The sequence below is a fragment of the Microbacterium sp. UNCCL10 genome (assembly GCF_000746195.1).
In the GTDB taxonomy this organism is placed as follows: domain Bacteria; phylum Actinomycetota; class Actinomycetes; order Actinomycetales; family Microbacteriaceae; genus Microbacterium; species Microbacterium saccharophilum.
Genome location: NZ_JQKT01000007.1, coordinates 1,662,666 through 1,681,088 on the forward strand (window position 1 = coordinate 1,662,666; position 18,423 = coordinate 1,681,088).

Genomic DNA, 18,423 nt, shown 5'->3' on the forward strand with positions numbered 1-18,423 from the left:
TCAGTGCTCTTCTGCCACCGCGAGCTGGATGTAGACCGCGGTGAGGATGGTGAAGACGTAGGCCTGGAGGGCAGCCACCAGGAGTTCGAACAGGGTGAAGATGAAGCCGAACGCGAGGGAGCCTGCGGCCAGCGCCGACCACCAGCCGCCGGCCGTGAAGAGGAAGAACTGGGTGGCGGCGAAGAACAGCACCAGCAGGAGGTGGCCGACCATCATGTTCATGAGGAGTCGGAGGGTCAGGGTGACCGGCCGGATGATGAACGTCGAGATCAGCTCGATCGGCGTGACGATGATGTAGATCGGCCACGGGACGCCGGAGGGGAACAGCGCGTTCTTGAAGAAGTTCTTCGGGCTCTTCTTGATGCCGGCGTAGATGAACGTCACGTAGCTGACCACGGCCAGCAGCAGCGGCACGGCGATGATCGCGGTGCCGGCGATGTTCAGGAACGGGATGACGCCGGTCAGGTTCATGAACAGCGTCATGAAGAAGATCGTCGTGAGGATCGGCAGGAAGCGCTGCGCGTCCTTCTTCCCGAGGAGGTCCTCGGCGATGTTGACGCGGACGAAATCCAGGCCCATCTCGACGAGGCTCTGGAAGCGTCCCGGCACGATCGTCATGCGGCGCGTGCCGAGCAGGAAGATCACGACGATAGCGATCGTGGCGAGGAACTGGATCAGGTGGATCCGGTTGATCTCCAGCGCGCCGATCTGGAAGACGGCGTCGGGGAAGAACTCATCGATCGACGGTCCATGGAATCCGCCGTTGTCTTCGGCGGTGGTGGCGAACATGTTCGCAGCTTGAGTAAACAGCGCTGGCTCCAGCTTCGGGGCATCGGTGTCAGCCGAGGCGACGATGGTCGGTGAGCGTCACTGCGCAATCGCTCCGAAGAGCGGGCGGGCGCAGAAACAGCGTATCAGTCCCGCGGGGCGCCTCCGACCTCGGGGGCGGCCTCGCCGCCGTCCTCCCCCAGGTCCGCCGCGGTCGGCAGCGTCACGTCGCTGACGTGCGGAATGCGCATGCGCGTCATGACGACGACGTCGATCACGAGCGAGGCGACGACGCTGGCGATGAGGGCGACGAAGAACACCGGCGGGTTCAGCCACGGCTGCCCCCGCAGCACGACGAGGGCGACGATGAAGAGGATGAACTTGACCACCCACGCCCCCATCACGGTGCCGAAGAAGATGGGGATGTAAAGGGCGTCGCCGTACCAACGGTTCGCGATCAGGATGCTGGCGCCGGTGAGGCCCAGGAAGACGGCGGCCAGGAGCACGGCGACGAGCGCGCTCCAGAGCCCCTCGGTGCCGGCCACCGCGTACCCGGTGATCGCGCCGATCACGGCGAGGGCTGCGGTGGCGCCGGCGGACCACAGCAGGGTGGTGCGCAGGACCGGGGTGCTGGAGACGGTCGGACGAGTCATGGGGTGGGTTCCTGTCGGGCCGGGACGCGGCGCGGGGCGCGGGCGGGTGGGAGGGTGACGATGAGGCACGCGGCGACCCCGACGGCGAGGTAGGCGACCCCGGGCCAGTACAGCCCCGGCCAGTCGGCGGTCGTGCCGATGTACATCAGCAGCACCGCGAGGCTCACGACGAGCGTCCACGCGTAGAAGACGATGACGGCGTTGCGGTCGGTGTGCCCCATGTCGAGCATGCGGTGGTGGAGGTGCTTGCGGTCCGGGGAGAAGGGCGACTTCCCCTTCGCCATCCGGCGGATGACCGCCATCCCGAAATCGAGCAGCGGGAGGAGCACGATCACGACGGGCAGGAGGATCGGGATGAACGCCCCGAGCAGCTGGGAGCGGCCGAACACGTCGTTGTCGCCGAGCACGTCGGGGTCGAGGTCGCCCGTCACCACGATGGAGGCGGTCGCCATCAGCAGGCCCAGCATGAGCGCGCCCGAGTCGCCCATGAAGATCTTGCCCGGGTTCCAGTTCAGCGGGAGGAAGCCGAGGCAGACCCCGACGAGGACGACGGCGATGAACGGCGCGAGGCTGGAGTAGCTGTCGAAGCCCCGGTCGCGGGCGACGAGGTAGACGTAGACGAAGAACACGCCGTTGGCGATGAGGGCGACGCCGGCGACGAGCCCGTCCAGGCCGTCGATGAAGTTCACCGCGTTCATGACGATGACGATCGCGAACACCGACAGCAGGAAGCTCTGCCAGCTGGAGAAGAGCAGCTGACCGCCGATCGGGATGGCGAAGATCTGGATGCCGCCGAACCCGACGATGATGCCGGCGGCGAGGAACTGCGCGCCCAGCTTGATCATCCAGTCGAGGTCCCACAGGTCATCGGCGACGCCGATCACGACGATGAGCAGCGTCGCGCCGAGGATCGACCAGATGCGCGCCGGGTTCTGCCAGAGGATCGCGAAGTAGGGCACCTGCGACGACAGCGCGAAGGCGAACACCACCCCGAGGAACATCGCGACGCCGCCGAGCCGTGGTGTCGGGGTCTTGTGGACGTCGCGCTCGCGGATCGCCGGGTAGAGCTTGTATCGGAGGCTGACCCGCAGCACGACCCAGGTCAGCGCGAGCGTGACCGCCGCGGTCAGGATGAAGGTGAAGACGTAGTGCCTCACGCAGCGCCGCCGGCCTCGGCGGGGTCGTCCTCGAGCAGGTCGCCGAGGATGCCGCGAAGGGCCGCGCGGTCGACGGCGCCGTCTCGGAGCACCCGGACGGGGCGGTGGGCGGGGCCGACGAGGCCGGTCGCGTCGATGATCGTGGATGCCACACCGGTCTGCGACGCTCCGCCGTCGAGGTACACCGCGACGCTCTCCCCCAGCATGTCGACGGCGGCATCGACCTCGATCGCGGCGGCCTTGCCCGTCAGGTTGGCGCTGGAGACGGCGAGCGGGCCGCACTCCTCGAGCAGTTCGAGGGCGATCGGCTCGGCGGGCATGCGGACAGCGACCGTGCCGTGCGTATCGCCGAGATCCCAGGAGAGGGACGGCTGCGCGGGGAGCACGATCGTGAGCCCCCCGGGCCAGAACGCCTCCACGAGGCGCTCGACCGGCTCGGGGACCTCGGCCACGAGGGCGCGCATCGTGGTGAGCCCTGCGACGAGGACGGGCGGCGGCGACTGGCGTCCCCGGCCCTTGGCCGCCAGGAGGCGCGCGACGGCGGAGGCGCTGAACGCGTCTGCTGCGACGCCGTACACCGTGTCGGTCGGGAGGACGATGAGCTCGCCGCGGCCGATCGCCTGGCGCGCCTGGCGCATGCCGGCGAGCAGCTCGGCCTGGTCGCGGCAGTCGAACACGGGAGACATAACCGCACCATTCTAGAGGGGACGCGCCGCGCGCTTCCTGAGCGAGCCGGGGCGGGGTGCGAGGGGTCAGGCGCGCAGCGCGGTCGTCGCGCGGTCGCGCGTCGTGAGGTCGCGGTGGGTGGCGGCGGCCCGCCAGCCGTCGGCGGTCAGGAGGGCCCGGATCGGCTCGCCCTGCCATTCGCCGTGCTCGATGACCAGCATCCCGCCGGGGTGGAGGAGCCGGCGGGCGACGGAGGACAGGATGCGGACGACGTCGAGCCCGTCCGCTCCCCCGTAGAGCGCCGACGGCGGGTCCCAGAAGCGCACTTCGGGGTCGCGCGGGATCGCGGCATCCGGCACGTACGGCGGGTTCGAGACGACCACCGAGACGGTGCCGTCCAGCTCACCGAACGCGTCCGCGAGGTCGACGAAGGCGAGACGGGCGTTGGCTGCGCCGACGGCGGCGAAGTTCTCCTTCGCCCAGACGAACGCGTCGACGGCGTTCTCTGCCGCGTGCACGCGCGCATGCGGCACCTCGGTCGCGAGGGCCAGCGCGATCGCGCCCGATCCGGTGCCGAGGTCGACGGCGACCGGCTCCGGGCCGGCGGCCGCGCGCAGCGCGTCGATCGCGAGCTGGGCGACCATCTCGGTCTCCGGGCGCGGGACGAAGACCCCGGGACCGACGCGCAGCTCGAGGTGGCGGAACGGGGCGAGGCCCGTCAGGTGCTGCAGCGGCTCGCGGGCCGCCCGCCGCGCGACGAGGTCGAGGAAGCGGTCCCGCCCCTCGGCGGGCACGTCGTCGCCGCGCATCGCGGCGGCGGCCAGCGCGCCACGGCTCAGCTGCCACACGTGCGCGGCGAGCAGCTCGGCGTCGGCGTCCGGGGTCGCCACGCCCGCGGCGGCGAGCGTCGCCGCCGCGGAGCGGATCAGCGCGGCGAGCCGTTCGGGGGCGGCCGGGCGCGGGACGTCTGTGGAGCTCATGGGCGCGCACCAGCCTAGCCGCGGCCGCCGTCACATTCGGCCCGTCGGCCGGGCAGACGCGTAGGCTTGACCGACGGTCACCGCCCCGCGCGGGACGACGCAGATACCCGCATGAAAGGCAGGCCATGTCCGGCATCCACCCCGACATCACGAGCGCGTTCGGCAACACCCCGCTGGTGCGACTCAACCGCGTCGCCGAGGGCCTCCCCGGCACGGTGCTCGCGAAGCTCGAGTTCTACAACCCCGCCTCCTCCGTCAAGGACCGCATCGGCATCGCGATCGTGGATGCCGCGGAGGCCTCCGGCGAGCTGAAGCCGGGCGGGACGATCGTCGAGGGCACGAGCGGCAACACCGGCATCGCCCTGGCGATGGTGGGCGCGGCGCGCGGCTACCGGGTCATCCTCACGATGCCGTCCTCGATGTCGGTCGAGCGTCGCATGCTCCTGAAGGCGTACGGCGCCGAACTGGTCCTCACCGAGCCCGCACTGGGCATGAAGGGCGCGGTCGCGAAGGCCGAGGAGATCGCGGCGGAGACGCCCGGCGCCATCCTCGCCAAGCAGTTCGCGAACCAGGCCAACGTCGACGTGCACCGCCGCACGACCGCCGAGGAGATCATCCGCGACACCGACGGGCAGGTCGGCTACTTCGTCGCCGGCATCGGCACCGGCGGCACCATCACCGGTGTCGGCCAGGTCCTGAAGGAGCGCGTGCCGGACGCGAAGATCGTCGCCGTCGAGCCCGCCGACTCGCCGCTGCTGACCACGGGCACGCCGGGTCCGCACAAGATCCAGGGCATCGGCCCCAACTTCATCCCGGCGATCCTCGACCAGACCGTCATCGACGAGGTGCAGGACGTCGCGTTCGACGACGCCATCCGCGTCGCGCGCGAGGTCGCGACGAAGGAGGGCATCCTCGTGGGGATCTCCTCCGGCGCGGCCGTCTGGGCGGCCCTGCAGGTCGCTGCGCGCCCCGAAGCCGAGGGGAAGAACGTCGTCGTCATCATCCCGTCCTTCGGTGAGCGGTACCTCTCCACCGCGCTGTACGAGCACCTGCGCGAAGACTGACGCGTGCCCGGCATCCATCCCGACATCACGACGGCTTTCGGGGAGACCCCGCTCGTCCGCCTCAACGCGCTGACGGAGGGCCTCCACGCGGAGGTCCTCGCGAAGCTCGAGTTCTACAACCCCGGCGCCAGCGTGAAGGACCGCCTCGGCTACGCGCTCGTGGAGGCCGCGGAGGCCTCCGGCGAGCTCGTGCCCGGCGGCACGATCGTCGAGTCCACGAGCGGCAACACCGGGATCGCCCTGGCGCTCATCGGCGCCGCGCGCGGCTACCGCGTCATCCTCACGATGCCGGCGTCGATGTCGAAGGAGCGCCGTGCGCTGCTGAAGGCGTACGGCGCGGAACTCGTCCTCACCGACCCCTACAAGGGGATGACGGAGGCCGTCGAGACCGCGCAGCGGATCGTCGCGGAGACGCCCGGGGCCGTGCTCGCGCGGCAGTTCGAGCACGAGGCGAACGCCGCGATCCACCGCGCCACGACGGCGGAGGAGATCTGGCGTGACACCGACGGGCGGGTGGACTGGTTCGTCGCGGGCTCCGGCACCGGCGGCACGATCACGGGGGTCGGGCAGGTGCTCAAGCAGCGCAACCCCGACGTCCAGGTCGCCCTCGTCGAGCCGAAGGACTCCCCCGTCCTGACGGAGGGTCGCGCCGGCGGGCACCGCATCCAGGGCATCGGGCCGAACTTCGTCCCGGCCGTGCTGGACCGCTCCGTCGTCGACGAGATCTTCGACGTCGAGTTCGACGATGCGATCGAGGTGGCCCGGAGCCTCGCGACCCGCGAGGGCATCCTCGCGGGGATGTCGGCGGGCGCGGCCGTCTGGGCGGCCCTGCAGATCGCAGCCCGGCCGGAGTCAGCTGGGCAGCGCATCGTCGTGATCGTCCCGGACTCGGGCGAACGGTACCTCTCGACGACGCTGTACGCGCACCTGCGGGAAGAGGCGTCGTGACCCGGATCGGACTGCGCGCACGGGTCCGCGAGGACCTTGCGGCCGCGAAGCTGCGCGACCCGGCGGCGCGCGGCGGCCTCGAGATCGCCGTGCTGTACTCCGGCGTGCACGCCGTCTGGGCGTACCGCCTCTCGCACGCGCTGTGGGTGCGGGGCCTCCGCTTCCCCGCCCGCTTCGTGTCGCAGCTGGCCCGTTGGCTCACCGGCATCGAGATCCACCCGGGCGCCCGGATCGGGCGGCGCTTTTTCATCGACCACGGCATGGGCGTCGTCATCGGCGAGACCGCCGAGGTCGGCGACGACGTCATGCTCTACCACGGGGTCACCTTGGGCGGTCGGACGCGTGCCGCCGGGAAGCGGCATCCGACGCTCGAAGACGGCGTCGCTGTGGGTGCCGGCGCGAAGATCCTCGGCCCCGTGCGCATCGGTGCGCGCACGGTCGTCGGAGCGAACGCCGTCGTCACGAAGGACGCCCCGGCCGACTCCGTGCTCGTCGGCGTTCCCGCCAAGCCCCGGCACCGCGTCGCCGGCGACGACACCCGGGCCCTGCTGACGGCGCCCGAGTACTTCATCTAGCCCTCTACGGCGGATGCCGACAGGCGTTGTGCCTGCTCGGCTCAGGCGATCGGCCGGGCTCAGGCGGTTTCCGGCGGAATCAGCCGGACGTGGGCTGAATGCCTGACTCCGGGCGGCGCGGCATCCGGAACTCATGCAGTCCGGATCTCTCCAGCACAGCGGATGCCGGCAGGCGGCGCGCTCAGCCGGCGCGGCGCTCGGCGACCTTCTTCTTGAACAGCAGCATCGGCAGCAGCAGGGTCGCGAGCGCCGTGACGATCCAGACGATCACGGGCGCCAGCACCCAGGCGAGCGCGCCGCTGATCGTGAGTCCCGCGCCGGGGATCAGCGCGACGACGACCAGCGCGACGAACGTCGAGAGGATGCCGATGCCGCCCAGGAGCACCGGTGCGTTGCGCTGCGCGACACGCGCGAGCCACGGCGCGAGGACGCTCTGCAGGACGGCGAAGATCACGATCGCGAGGACGAAGCCCCACCAGTCGCTCCAGTCGATGCGGAACCCGTCCAGGATGAGGTCGGCCGCGATGAGGCCGATCGCCGCCGAGACGAGGAACACCAGCGCCCGCAGCAGGAACATGATCATGGCGCCGAGCGTAGCGGCCCCGGACGCACGTGGGGAGCGGCGCTTCGACCCCGTCTCCGCCCGCCCCGGCACCCGCAGCATCCGCCCGCCTGCAGCATCCGCTCGCCTGCGCCGCCATGTCGCGCTTCCTGCGGGGCGGACGCCGCCGACCCGCGCGTGCTGTGACATGCCATAAGCGGATGTCCCAGAGGGTGCCGGTGCGCCCGGCGATCACCCGCGGGAGGCGTGACACACCCAGGAGCACGGGGCCCCTTCGGGCGGACACACCGCCGCCGGCGCCGGCATCCGCCGCGTGGTGTCGGCGAGCGGTCAGGAATCCCCGCCGAGGGCGGCGAGCTGCGCCTCCTCGTCGGCGGCGATCGCCGACTGGACGATCGGCTCGAGCGCGCCGTCCATGACCTGATCGAGGTTGTACGCCTTGTATCCGGTGCGGTGATCCGCGATGCGGTTCTCCGGGAAGTTGTAGGTGCGGATGCGCTCGGACCGGTCCATCCCGCGGATCTGCGAGCGGCGGGCGTCGGATGCCGCGGCATCCAGCTCTTCCTGCTGCCTCGCCAGCAGCCGGGCGCGGAGCACGCGCATGCCGGCCTCGCGGTTCTGCAGCTGGCTCTTCTCGTTCTGCATCGACACGACGATGCCCGTGGGCACGTGCGTGATGCGCACCGCGGAGTCGGTCGTGTTGACGGACTGACCGCCCGGCCCGGACGAGCGGAAGACGTCGATCTTCAGATCGTTCGGGTCGATCTGGATCTCCTCCGGCTCATCGACCTCGGGAAAGACGAGCACGCCGGTCGTGGAGGTGTGGATGCGGCCCTGCGACTCCGTCGCCGGGACGCGCTGCACGCGGTGCACGCCGCCCTCGTACTTCAGGTGCGCCCAGACGCCCTGCGCCGGGTCGGCCGAGGAGCCCTTGATCGCGACCTGCACGTCCTTGTAGCCGCCGAGGTCGGACTCGTTGCGCTCCAGCAGCTCGGTCTTCCACCCCTTCGAGGCGGCGTACTGCAGGTACATGCGCAGGAGGTCCGCGGCGAACAGCGCCGATTCGGCGCCGCCCTCCCCCGCCTTGATCTCCATGATGACGTCGCGGGCGTCGTCGGGGTCGCGTGGGATCAGCAGCCGCCGCAGGCGCTCCTGCGCGTCGGAGACCGCCTCCTCGAGCGACGGGACCTCGGCGGCGAACGCCTCGTCGTCCTTGGCGAGCTCGCGCGCCGCCTCGAGGTCGTCGGTCGCCGCCGCCCATGCGTCATGGGCGGCGACGATCCGCGACAGCTCGGCGTAGCGCCGGTTGACGCGCTTGGCGCGCGCGGCGTCGGCGTGCACGGCCGGGTCGGAGAGTTCCTCCTGAACGGCCTTGTGCTCGGCGATCAGCCCTCGGACGGACTCGAACACGACGCCGCCGATCAGCGGATGCTGTTCTCGTGCCCGTGGCTCGAACCGCCGCCGTGGCCGTCACGAGCGGGCGTCGGAATCGACTTCTGCATCTGCACGAGGAACTCGACGTTGGACTGCGTCTCCTTGAGCTTGCCGAGCACGACCTCGAGCGCCTGCTGCGGGTCGAGTCCGGCGAGGGCGCGGCGGAGCTTCCAGGTGATCTTGACCTCGTCGGCCGAGAGCAGCATCTCCTCCCGGCGGGTGCTCGACGCGTTGACGTCGACGGCGGGGAAGATGCGCTTGTCGGCGAGCTGGCGCGAGAGGCGCAGCTCGCTGTTGCCGGTGCCCTTGAACTCCTCGAAGATGACGTCGTCCATCTTGGAGCCGGTCTCGACGAGCGCCGTGGCGAGGATCGTGAGCGATCCGCCGTTCTCGATGTTGCGTGCCGCGCCGAAGAACCGCTTGGGCGGGTACAGCGCGGACGCGTCCACGCCGCCGGACAGCACGCGGCCGCTCGTCGGCGCCGAGACGTTGTAGGCACGGCCGAGACGCGTGATCGAGTCGAGCAGCACGACGACGTCGCGGCCGAGCTCCACGAGGCGCTTGGCTCGCTCGATGGCGAGCTCCGCGACGGTCGTGTGGTCCTCGGCGGGACGGTCGAAGGTCGAGGCGATGACCTCGCCCTTCACGGTGCGCTGCATGTCGGTGACCTCTTCGGGCCGCTCGTCGACGAGCACGACCATGAGGTGGACCTCGGGGTTGTTCGTCGCGATCGCGTTCGCGATCTGCTGCAGGACGATCGTCTTGCCGGCCTTCGGCGGCGCGACGATGAGGCCGCGCTGGCCCTTGCCGATGGGGGCGACGAGGTCGATGATGCGCTGCGTCAGCTTCTCCGGGGCGGTCTCCAGGCGGAGGCGGTCCTGCGGGTACAGCGGGGTCAGGTTGCCGAACTCGACGCGACCGGCGGCGTCCTCGACGGACAGGCCGTTGACGGCGTCGACCTTGACGAGCGCGTTGTACTTCTGGCGGCTCGACTGCTCGCCCTCGCGCGGCTGCTTGATGGCCCCGACGACGGCGTCGCCCTTGCGGAGGTTGTACTTCTTGACCTGACCGAGGGAGACGTAGACATCGCTCGGGCCGGGCAGGTAGCCCGTGGTGCGGACGAACGCGTAGTTGTCGAGGACGTCCAGGATGCCGGCGATCGGGATGAGGACGTCGTCCTCGCCGATCTCGGTCTCGAACTCGTCGCCCGGGGTCTGCGTGCGGCGCTTGTTGCGCTGGCGGCCACGGCCCTGGCCCTGCTCGTCGTCGTTGTCAGCGGGGGCCGCCTTCTCCTCCGGCTGAGCGGCGGGCTGGCTGCCCGGGCCGTTCTGGGCGGCCTGGCCGTTCTCGGCCTTGGCGTTGCGGTTGCGGTTGCGGCTGCGCGAACGGCTGCGGCCGCGGCTGGGCGTCTCGCCGTCGCCCTGGGCGTCGTTGTCGCCCTGCGCGCCATCGGTGTTCTCACCGTCGGTGCTTTCACCCTGCGCGGTGTCGCCCTGCGCGGCGGCGGTGGCCGGGTCAGCCTGCGCGGCGTCGGTGGCCGGCTCAGCCTGCGCGGCGTCGGTCGCGTCGGCGGCCTGCACGGCGGGCTCGGTGTCTGCGGCGGTGCTCTGCTCGGCGGCGGCGGTCTCGACCGGGGCCTCCGCTGCGGGGGCCTCCGCAGCCGGCGCGTCGTCGGCCGGCGCGTCGGCGGCGGGCGTCTCGGCGACGATGTCGCTGCTCTTCGCGCGGCGCGGCGCGCGCTTGCGCGGCGCCTTCTTGACGGGTGCTTCGTCTGCGGCGGGTGCCGCCTCGGCCGGCGTCTCGTCGGCGGATGCCGGCTCGGCCGGCGTCTCGTCGGCGGGTGCCTGCTCGACTGCCGGGGCGTCGGCGGCGGGCGCCTCGTCGGCGGCGGGCGCCTCGGTCGGCGCCTCCTCCGCGGCGGCGTCCTCGGCGGGGGCCGCGGCGGCCTCATCGGCGGGGGCCTGGGCGGCCTCAGCGGCAGGCGCGGCGGTGTCGGCCGCGGCGTCGAGGCCGGGCTGCTCGTCGTCGTTCAGCACAGGGGCATCAGTGTTCTGGATCTCGGAGAGGGACTCCACGAGTACTCCTTCGTAAGGGGAAAGGTCCGAACCGCTCGGCATCCGGTCAGAGACAGGAGCCGACCCGACCCACATGAACGTCCGTAGCCGCAGAGGACAGCGGGCGCCGATCGGGGTTGCGCGGTGGTTCGCAGATTGCGACGGAGGTCAGATTCACGGGTGACCCGTGGAACCCTCCGTATGGTCCCTCACTGTACCACCCTTGACGTCGACGGCCAGCATGAGCGCCTCCCACGGAGTGTCCGACATGGAGGCCGCGATCTCAGCCGCCGCAAGGCGCTGGCCGGGGCCGTCGGCGAGCACGAGGACGCTGGGTCCGGCGCCGGAGACGACGGCCGCGAAGCCCTCCGCACGCAGGGTCCGGACGAGGGCGTCGGTGGCCGGCATGGCCTGCGCCCGATAGGACTGGTGCAGCTTGTCCTCGGTGGCCGCGAGCAGCAGCTCGGGGCTCTGCGTGAGCGCCGCGATCAGCAGCGCCGAGCGCGAGACGTTGAAGACGGCGTCCTCGCGGGTCACCTGCAGCGGCGCCAGGCCACGGGCGACCGAGGTCGACATCGTGAAGTCCGGGACGAACACGACCGGTGAGACACCGCGGTGCACGAGCAGCTTCTTGTGCTGCGGGCCGTCGGCATCCAGCCAGGCGATCGTGAGGCCGCCGAACAGCGCCGGCGCGACGTTGTCGGGGTGCCCCTCGAGCTCCGTCGCGAGGCGCAGCAGCGTCGCGTCGTCGAGATCGACGTCGCCCGCGAGCAGACCCTTCGCCGCGAGCAGACCGGCGACGACGGCGGCACCGGAGGAGCCCATCCCCCGGCCGTGCGGGATCGTGTTGCGCGCGGACAGGTGGATGCCGGGCATCTCCCGGCCGCACGCGGCGAACGCGTACGCCATCGACCGCACGACGAGGTGCGAGGCGTCCGTGGGGACGTCCTCCGCCCCCTCGCCGGCCACGGTGATCTCGACACCCGGACCGTCGAGGGTCGTGACCGTGAGCTCGTCGTAGACGCTCAGGGCGAGCCCGAGCGTGTCGAACCCGGGGCCGAGGTTGGCGCTCGTGGCCGGGACCCGGACGGCGACGGCGCGCCCGGCATCCACCGGCCGCGAAGCGCTCATCCCGCCGCCTGGACGGGCGCGAGGTCCAAGACCGACGCGACCTCGCTCGTGGTGGCGTCCACGACGACAGGCTCGACGGACGAGCCGTCGGCGTTGCGGAGCGCCCACTGGGGGTCCTTCAGGCCGTGGCCCGTGACCGTGAGGACGACCTTGGCACCGGCCGGGATGATGCCGGCTTCTGCCCGGTCGAGCAGCCCGGCGACGCTGATGGCCGACGCGGGCTCCACGAAGATGCCGACCGTGGAGCTCAGGAGCTTCTGCGCCGCGAGGATGCGCTCGTCGTCGATGGCGCCGAACCAGCCCTGCGTCGCGTCGCGCGCCTCGAGGGCGAGCTCCCACGAAGCCGGGTTGCCGATGCGGATCGCGGAGGCGACCGTCTCGGGGTTCTTCACGACCTCGCCGCGCACGAGCGGCGCGGAGCCCTCGGCCTGCAGGCCGAACATCCGCGGGACGCGCGTGGAGACGCCGCGGGCGACCTCCTCGCGGTAGCCGCGCGAGTAGGCGGTGTAGTTGCCGGCGTTGCCGACCGGGATGAAGTGGAAGTCCGGGGCGTCGCCGAGCTGCTCGACGACCTCGTACGCGGCGGTCTTCTGACCCTCGATGCGGTCGGGGTTTACCGAGTTGACCAGGTGCACGGGGTAGTTGTCGGCGAGCTCGCGTGCGATCTCGAGGCAGTCGTCGAAATTGCCGCGGATCTGGATGAGCGTGCCGCCGTGCGCGACGGCCTGGCTGAGCTTGCCCATCGCGATCTTGCCCTCCGGCACGAGCACGGCGGCCGTGATGCCGGCGTGCGCCGCGTAGGCCGCTGCGGAGGCCGACGTGTTGCCGGTCGACGCGCAGATGACGGCCTTCGCGCCGTGCTCGACGGCCCGCGACAGGGCCACGGTCATGCCGCGGTCCTTGAAGGAGCCCGTCGGGTTCATGCCCTCGAACTTCACGTAGACGTCCGCGCCGGTCATCCGCGACAGCGACGCCGCGGGGATGAGCGGCGTGCCGCCCTCACCCAGCGTCACGACGGTGGAGGCGTCGGTCACGCCGAGCCGGTCGGCGTATTCGCGCATCACTCCGCGCCAGAGGTGTGCCATGTCAGTTCCCTTCCACGCGCAGGACGGAGACGACGCGCTCGACGACGCCGCTCGCGGCGAGCCGATCCACGGTCTCGCTCAGGTCCTGCTCGACGGCCTTGTGTGTTCCGATGACGATCCGGGCGACGCCCGGCTCCCCGTTGCTCTCCCGGATGACGGTCTGCTCGACGGTCGCGATGGAGACGCGCCCCTCGCTCAGGATGCCGGCGACGGTCGCGAGCACGCCCGGCTCGTCGTCGACCTCCAGGGTGATCTGGTAGCGCGTCGTGACCCGTCCGATCGGGACGACGGGCAGGTTCGCGCGGGTGGACTCCCCCACACCCACGCCGCCGGCGATGTGGCGGCGGGCGGCGGAGACGATGTCGCCCAGGACGGCGGACGCGGTCTGCACGCCGCCGGCGCCGGCGCCGTAGAACATGAGGTCTCCGGCGGCCTCGGCCTGCACGAAGACGGCGTTGTTGGCGCCGTGGACGCTCGCGAGCGGGTGCTCGCGCGGGATGAGGGCCGGGTAGACGCGGACGGAGATCGACTCGCCGTCCGCGCCGGTGAGGCGCTCGCACACCGCGAGGAGCTTGATGACGTAGCCGGCGTGCCGCGCGGCATCCATCATCTGCTTGTCGACGGAGGTGATGCCCTCGCGGTGCACGCCGTCGAGCGGCACGGCGGTGTGGAAGGCGAGGCTCGCGAGGATCGCGGCCTTCTGCGCCGCGTCGTAACCCTCGACGTCGGCCGTCGGGTCGGCCTCGGCGTAGCCGAGGGCCTGGGCGTCGGCGAGGACGTCGGAGAACTCCGACCCCTCCCGGTCCATGCGGTCGAGGATGTAGTTGGTGGTGCCGTTGACGATCCCCATGATGCGCTGCACCCGGTCGCCGGCGAGGGAGTCGCGCAGCGGCCGGATGATGGGGATGGCGCCGGCGGCCGCGGCCTCGTAGTACACCGACGCGCCGACCTGGTCGGCGGCCTCGAAGATCTCCGGGCCGTGCGTGGCGAGGAGGGCCTTGTTGGCCGTGACGACGTCGGCGCCGGAGTTGATGGCCGCGAGGATGTGGGTGCGGGCCGGCTCGATGCCGCCCATCAGCTCGATGACGATGTCGGCGCCGACGATGAGCGGCTCCGGGTCGGTCGTCAGCAGCTCGCGCGGCAGGTCGGTGTCGCGCGGCGCGTCGAGGTCGCGCACCGCGATGCCGACGAGGTCCAGAGCGGCGCCGGCGCGGTCCGCCAGCTCGTCTCCGTGCTTGCGGAGGAGCGCGGCGACCTGGGAGCCGACGGCGCCGGCACCCAGCAGAGCCACGCGGAGGCGGCGGTATTCGGTCATTCGGTTCCCTCGGTCAGGCGGAATCCGGCGTCGCGCGCCAGCAGGTCGTCGATGGTCTCGCCACGCACGATGACGCGCGCCCGGCCGCCGGCGAGGGCGATCACGGGCGGACGGGGCACGTAGTTGTAGTTGCTCGCGAGCGAGAAGCAGTAGGCACCGGTGGCGGGCACCGCGACGAGGTCCCCCGGGGCGACATCGCCCGGCAGGTACTCGGCATCCACGACGATGTCGCCGGATTCGCAGTGCCGTCCGACGATGCGGACGAGGGCGGGGGCCGCGTCGCTCGCGCGCGACGCGATGCGGGCGGAGTAGTCCGCGCCGTACAGGGCGGGGCGGGGGTTGTCGCTCATCCCCCCGTCGACGCTCACGTACACGCGCTCGAGGTCGTCCGAGACGCGCACGGGCTTGACGGTGCCGACCTCGTACAGCGTGACGCCGGCACGGCCGACGATGCTCCGTCCGGGTTCGAACGCGAGGGTCGGCACCGGGATGCCGTGCTGCGCGCACTGCGCGGCGACGGCGTCGACGATCCCGGCGGCGAGCTCCGCGATCGGGGTCGGGTCGTCGGCGGTCGTGTAGGCGATGCCGAACCCGCCGCCGAGGTTCAGGAGCGGCACGTCGCCGCCCGCGAGAAGCTCGGCGTGCACCTCGACGAGCCGGGCCGCCGACTCCGCGAAGCCCGCGGTGCCGAAGATCTGCGAGCCGATGTGGCAGTGCAGGCCGAGGAAGCGCAGCGACGGCAGGGCGCGGATGCGGGCGACGGCGGCGGGTGCGGCCTCCAGCGCGAAACCGAACTTCTGGTCCTCGTGCGCCGTGGCGAGGAAGTCGTGGGTCTCGGCGTGCACGCCGCTGTTGACGCGCACCAGCACGCTCTGCACGACGCCCTGCCGCTCCGCGACGGCGGCGAGCCGCTCGATCTCGAGGGCGCTGTCGACGATGACCGAGCCCACGCCGACGGTGACGGCGCGCTCCAGTTCGGCGACGGACTTGTTGTTGCCGTGCAGCCCGATCCGCGCGGGGTCGGCGCCGGCGGCGAGGGCGACGGCCAGCTCTCCCCCGGTGGCGACGTCGACGGCGAGACCCTCGGCCGTGACCCAGCGGACCACCTCGGTGCTCAGGAACGCCTTTCCGGCGTAGTAGACGCGTGCCTGCGCGCCGTGCCGCGCGGCCGCGGCCGCGAACGCCTCGCGGACCTCGCGGGCACGCGCACGCACCTCGTCCTCGTCCAGGACGTACAGCGGGGTGCCGAACTGTGCGCGCAGCGTCGTGGCGGGGATGCCGGAGAGGGTGAGCACGCCGTCCCGGTCGCGGCCGGATCCCGCGGGCCACACCTCGGGGGCCAGAGCGTTCGCATCCGCCGGCACGGCAAGCCACTCCGGGACGAGCGGGCGGGCGGGCGACGCGGACACGGGGATCACCAATCGGGCGGGAACGGGCCTGCGGGCGGTGTCATCACGCTCCGGCAGTCCTTGCAGTCTAGGGCACGGGGCATGGCGGGCCCGTCGGTGTGACGAGCGCCGGACGCCTACCCGCAGGTGCCGTTCGCCTGCATCGCCGGGTCCCGCAGGATGCCGCTGTCGATGTCGAAGCGCGCGACGACACCGCGCTCGTCGACCTGGACGTCGGCGAGCGTCAGGGCGGCCGGCAGGTACTGGGCGAGGCAGACCTCCCACTCCTCGAGGAAGGAGCCGACGAGCGGTCCGAGCTGCTGCCGGACGGCATCCGCCGACACCTCGGCGTCGCCGAGCAGGAGCGTCGTGGGAGCGAGGACGAGGTCGCCCTCGCGCGCCTCCGCCGTGAGGCGCACGCCGAGCGGGACCGTGGCCCCGAACACGTCGAACGCGGTCTCGAGGGCGACCTCCGGCGCTGCGAGGCGGAAGGCGTCGACGGGGAAGCCGTCCACCCGCGCCAGGAGAGCGCGGGTCTGCGCGTCGTCGAGGATGATCTCCGCCGACCCCGAGCTCCAGTCGACGCCGCCCCAGACGGGCACGTCCTGCAGGTTCACCCGGACGTCGCCGGCGAGGCCGTCGAGCTCCACGTCATCCGTGGCAAGGGTCATCTCGGGAACGCTGCCGACCACGAGCTGCGGCAGCAGCAGCCCCGGGATCTCGACGTCGATCTCCTGATCGGCGGGAAGGCCCAGATTCGAGACGAGCTGGTCGCGGATGACCTTCGGCGCGAGGGCACGCGCGGCGACCTCTCCCACGACGACGAGCAGAGCCACGACGACCAGCACGATGACCAGGGCGATCCAGCCGCGGCCGCGGCGGCGCGGCTCATCGGCGACCGTGGCCCAGCGGACCTCGGGGAGCGGGGTGGTGGGCTGCGCGTCGCCGGTCGTCACGTCACATCCGCTCGGGAGCGCTCACGCCGAGGAGGCCCAGGCCGTTGCGGAGGACCTGACCGGTCGCGTCGTTGAGCCACAGGCGCGTGCGGTGCAGGTCGGTGACCTCCTCGTCGCCGAGCGGCGTGACGCGGCAGCTGTCGTACCAGCGGTGGTAGAGGCCGGCGAGCTCCTCGAGGTAGCGGGCGACGCGGTGCGGCTCGCGGACCTCCGCGGCGAACGCGACGATGCGCGGGAACTCCTGCAGCGCACCGAGGAGCGCCGACTCGGTCTCGTGGTCGATGAGCTCCGGCGCGAACGCGGAGCGGTCGACACCGGAGTCCGCGGCGTTCCGCCCGACGTTGTGGGTGCGGGCGTGCGCGTACTGCACGTAGAAGACCGGGTTGTCGTTCGTGCGCTTCTGCAGCACGTCGAGGTCGATGTCGAGGTTGGAGTCGGCAGAGCTGCGGACGAGCGCGTAGCGCGCGGCATCCGTCCCGACGATCTCGACGAGGTCCTCGAGGGTCACGACGGTGCCGGCCCGCTTGGACATGCGCATCGGCTGGCCGTCCTTGACGAGGTTGACCATCTGGCCGATCAGGATCTGCAGGTTGACGTACGGCTCGTCCCCGAACGCGGCGCACATCGCCATGAGGCGCTGCACGTAGCCGTGGTGGTCGGCGCCGAGCATGATGATGCAGCGGTTGAAGCCGCGTTCGCGCTTGTCGAGGTAGTAGGCGAGGTCGCCGGAGATGTAGGCGGGCTGCCCGTCGGACTTGATGACGACGCGGTCCTTGTCGTCGCCGAAGTCGGTCGAGCGCAGCCACGTCGCCCCGTCGGCCTCGTAGATGTGGCCGAGGGCGCGCAGGCGCTCGACGGCACGGTCGACCGCGCCGGAGTCGTGCAGATCGTTCTCGTGGAAGTACACGTCGAAGTCGACGCCGAACTCGTGCAGCGACTGCTTGATCTCGCTGAACATGAAGCCGACGCCGATCGCGCGGAACGCCTCCTGCTTCGCCGCCGGCTCGAGGTCGTCGATGTCTCCCTCGTACGCCAGGGCGACGCGGCGGGCGATGTCGTGGATGTACGCCCCGCCGTAGCCGTCCTCCGGCGTCGGTCGCCCCTCGTGGGCGGCGATGAGGCTGCGCGCGAAGCGGTCGATCTGGGCACCGTGGTCGTTGAAGTAGTACTCCCGCGTCACGGCCGCGCCCTGCGTGGCGAGCATGCGCGCGAGCGAATCGCCGACGGCGGCCCAGCGCGTGCCGCCCAGGTGGATGGGACCCGTCGGGTTGGCGCTGACGAACTCGAGGTTGATGACCTCGTCGGCGCGGCTGTCGTTGGTGCCGAAGGCGGCGCCTGCCTCGACGATGGTCTTCGCGAGGGCGCCGGCGGCGGCGGCATCCAGGCGGATGTTGATGAATCCCGGGCCGGCGACCTCGACGCTCGCGATGCCGTCGACCTCACCGAGGCGCGCGGCGACCTCCGCCGCGAACTCCCGCGGGTTCGCGCCGATCGTCTTGCTGAGCTTCAGCGCGGCGTTGGACGCCCAGTCGCCGTGGTCGCGGTTCTTCGGGCGCTCGAGGACGAGGTCCGAGGCGGTGAGTCCTTCGCCGGCGCCGGCTCGTCGCGCCTCCGCGAGCGGGGCGATGACGGCGAGCAGGGCTTCGGAGAGGGCGTCAGGATTCATAACCTCTCAAGTCTACGGGCC

General features: G+C 71.7%; 17 protein-coding genes. 3 read left to right on the forward strand and 14 right to left on the reverse strand.

The features are described from left to right. The 5 genes from atpB to prmC all read right to left on the reverse strand — a co-directional run bounded on the left by atpB (window position 1) and on the right by prmC (window position 4,224). The gene (atpB, locus tag BR85_RS08190; RefSeq protein ID WP_028496102.1) at window positions 1–789 is read right to left on the reverse strand and encodes a F0F1 ATP synthase subunit A; all 789 of its coding nucleotides are present in this window, start codon (window positions 787–789) and stop codon (window positions 1–3) included. A gap of 125 nt (window positions 790–914) precedes the next feature. Continuing rightward, a complete protein-coding gene (locus BR85_RS08195; RefSeq protein WP_028496103.1) occupies window positions 915–1,421 on the reverse strand; it encodes a Cg1360 family ATP-synthase-associated protein in 507 nt (168 codons plus the stop codon). Beyond that, window positions 1,418–2,578, reverse strand: coding sequence for an MraY family glycosyltransferase (locus BR85_RS08200; protein ID WP_028496104.1), 1,161 nt, complete (start codon window positions 2,576–2,578; stop codon window positions 1,418–1,420). Before BR85_RS08200 ends, BR85_RS08195 begins: the two co-directional genes overlap by 4 nt. Then, complete coding sequence (locus tag BR85_RS08205) at window positions 2,575–3,264, reverse strand: L-threonylcarbamoyladenylate synthase (RefSeq protein WP_028496105.1); 690 nt, start codon at window positions 3,262–3,264, stop codon at window positions 2,575–2,577. Before BR85_RS08205 ends, BR85_RS08200 begins: the two co-directional genes overlap by 4 nt. Before the next feature lie 66 nt (window positions 3,265–3,330). Next, window positions 3,331–4,224: a peptide chain release factor N(5)-glutamine methyltransferase gene (gene prmC / locus BR85_RS08210; RefSeq protein WP_028496106.1), complete on the reverse strand. Its 894-nt coding sequence runs from the start codon at window positions 4,222–4,224 to the stop codon at window positions 3,331–3,333. 125 nt (window positions 4,225–4,349) lie between these two features. Between prmC and cysK (BR85_RS08215) the strand changes: the two genes are divergently transcribed. Genes cysK (BR85_RS08215) through epsC form a run of 3 tightly spaced genes read left to right on the forward strand, consistent with a single transcriptional unit; the run spans window position 4,350 to window position 6,811 of the window. Continuing rightward, a complete protein-coding gene (gene cysK / locus BR85_RS08215; protein ID WP_028496107.1) occupies window positions 4,350–5,288 on the forward strand; it encodes a cysteine synthase A in 939 nt (312 codons plus the stop codon). A gap of 3 nt (window positions 5,289–5,291) precedes the next feature. Continuing rightward, window positions 5,292–6,236, forward strand: coding sequence for a cysteine synthase A (cysK, locus tag BR85_RS08220; protein WP_028496108.1), 945 nt, complete (start codon window positions 5,292–5,294; stop codon window positions 6,234–6,236). A gap of 5 nt (window positions 6,237–6,241) precedes the next feature. Continuing rightward, window positions 6,242–6,811, forward strand: coding sequence for a serine O-acetyltransferase EpsC (gene epsC / locus BR85_RS08225; protein WP_197018607.1), 570 nt, complete (start codon window positions 6,242–6,244; stop codon window positions 6,809–6,811). Window positions 6,812–6,992: 181 nt separating this feature from the next. Here the strand turns inward: epsC and BR85_RS08230 are convergent, their stop codons facing one another. The 9 genes from BR85_RS08230 to argS all read right to left on the reverse strand — a co-directional run bounded on the left by BR85_RS08230 (window position 6,993) and on the right by argS (window position 18,402). Further along, window positions 6,993–7,394 (reverse strand): phage holin family protein, encoded by a 402-nt coding sequence (locus BR85_RS08230; RefSeq protein ID WP_028496110.1) that lies wholly within the window; start codon window positions 7,392–7,394, stop codon window positions 6,993–6,995. A gap of 309 nt (window positions 7,395–7,703) precedes the next feature. Further along, window positions 7,704–8,783 (reverse strand): peptide chain release factor 1, encoded by a 1,080-nt coding sequence (prfA, locus tag BR85_RS08235; RefSeq protein ID WP_028496111.1) that lies wholly within the window; start codon window positions 8,781–8,783, stop codon window positions 7,704–7,706. An 11-nt stretch (window positions 8,784–8,794) separates the two neighbouring features. Next, window positions 8,795–10,882, reverse strand: a complete 2,088-nt coding sequence (gene rho, locus BR85_RS08240; protein ID WP_028496112.1) for a transcription termination factor Rho — start codon at window positions 10,880–10,882, stop codon at window positions 8,795–8,797. Window positions 10,883–11,035: 153 nt separating this feature from the next. After that, the gene (thrB, locus tag BR85_RS08245) at window positions 11,036–11,992 is read right to left on the reverse strand and encodes a homoserine kinase (protein ID WP_028496113.1); all 957 of its coding nucleotides are present in this window, start codon (window positions 11,990–11,992) and stop codon (window positions 11,036–11,038) included. Beyond that, a complete protein-coding gene (gene thrC / locus BR85_RS08250) occupies window positions 11,989–13,077 on the reverse strand; it encodes a threonine synthase (RefSeq protein WP_028496114.1) in 1,089 nt (362 codons plus the stop codon). The genes thrB and thrC overlap by 4 nt, the downstream gene beginning before the upstream one ends. A 1-nt stretch (window position 13,078) precedes the next feature. After that, window positions 13,079–14,392, reverse strand: a complete 1,314-nt coding sequence (locus BR85_RS08255; RefSeq protein ID WP_028496115.1) for a homoserine dehydrogenase — start codon at window positions 14,390–14,392, stop codon at window positions 13,079–13,081. After that, window positions 14,389–15,801 carry a diaminopimelate decarboxylase gene (lysA, locus tag BR85_RS08260; protein WP_028496116.1) on the reverse strand — a complete coding sequence of 471 codons (1,413 nt, stop codon included), beginning with the start codon at window positions 15,799–15,801 and terminating at the stop codon, window positions 14,389–14,391. The genes BR85_RS08255 and lysA overlap by 4 nt, the downstream gene beginning before the upstream one ends. 116 nt (window positions 15,802–15,917) lie before the next feature. Then, window positions 15,918–16,736, reverse strand: a complete 819-nt coding sequence (locus BR85_RS08265; RefSeq protein WP_028496117.1) for an LmeA family phospholipid-binding protein — start codon at window positions 16,734–16,736, stop codon at window positions 15,918–15,920. A 1-nt stretch (window position 16,737) separates the two neighbouring features. Beyond that, window positions 16,738–18,402 carry an arginine--tRNA ligase gene (gene argS, locus BR85_RS08270; RefSeq protein ID WP_028496118.1) on the reverse strand — a complete coding sequence of 555 codons (1,665 nt, stop codon included), beginning with the start codon at window positions 18,400–18,402 and terminating at the stop codon, window positions 16,738–16,740. Between the last annotated feature and the right edge of the window lie 21 nt (window positions 18,403–18,423).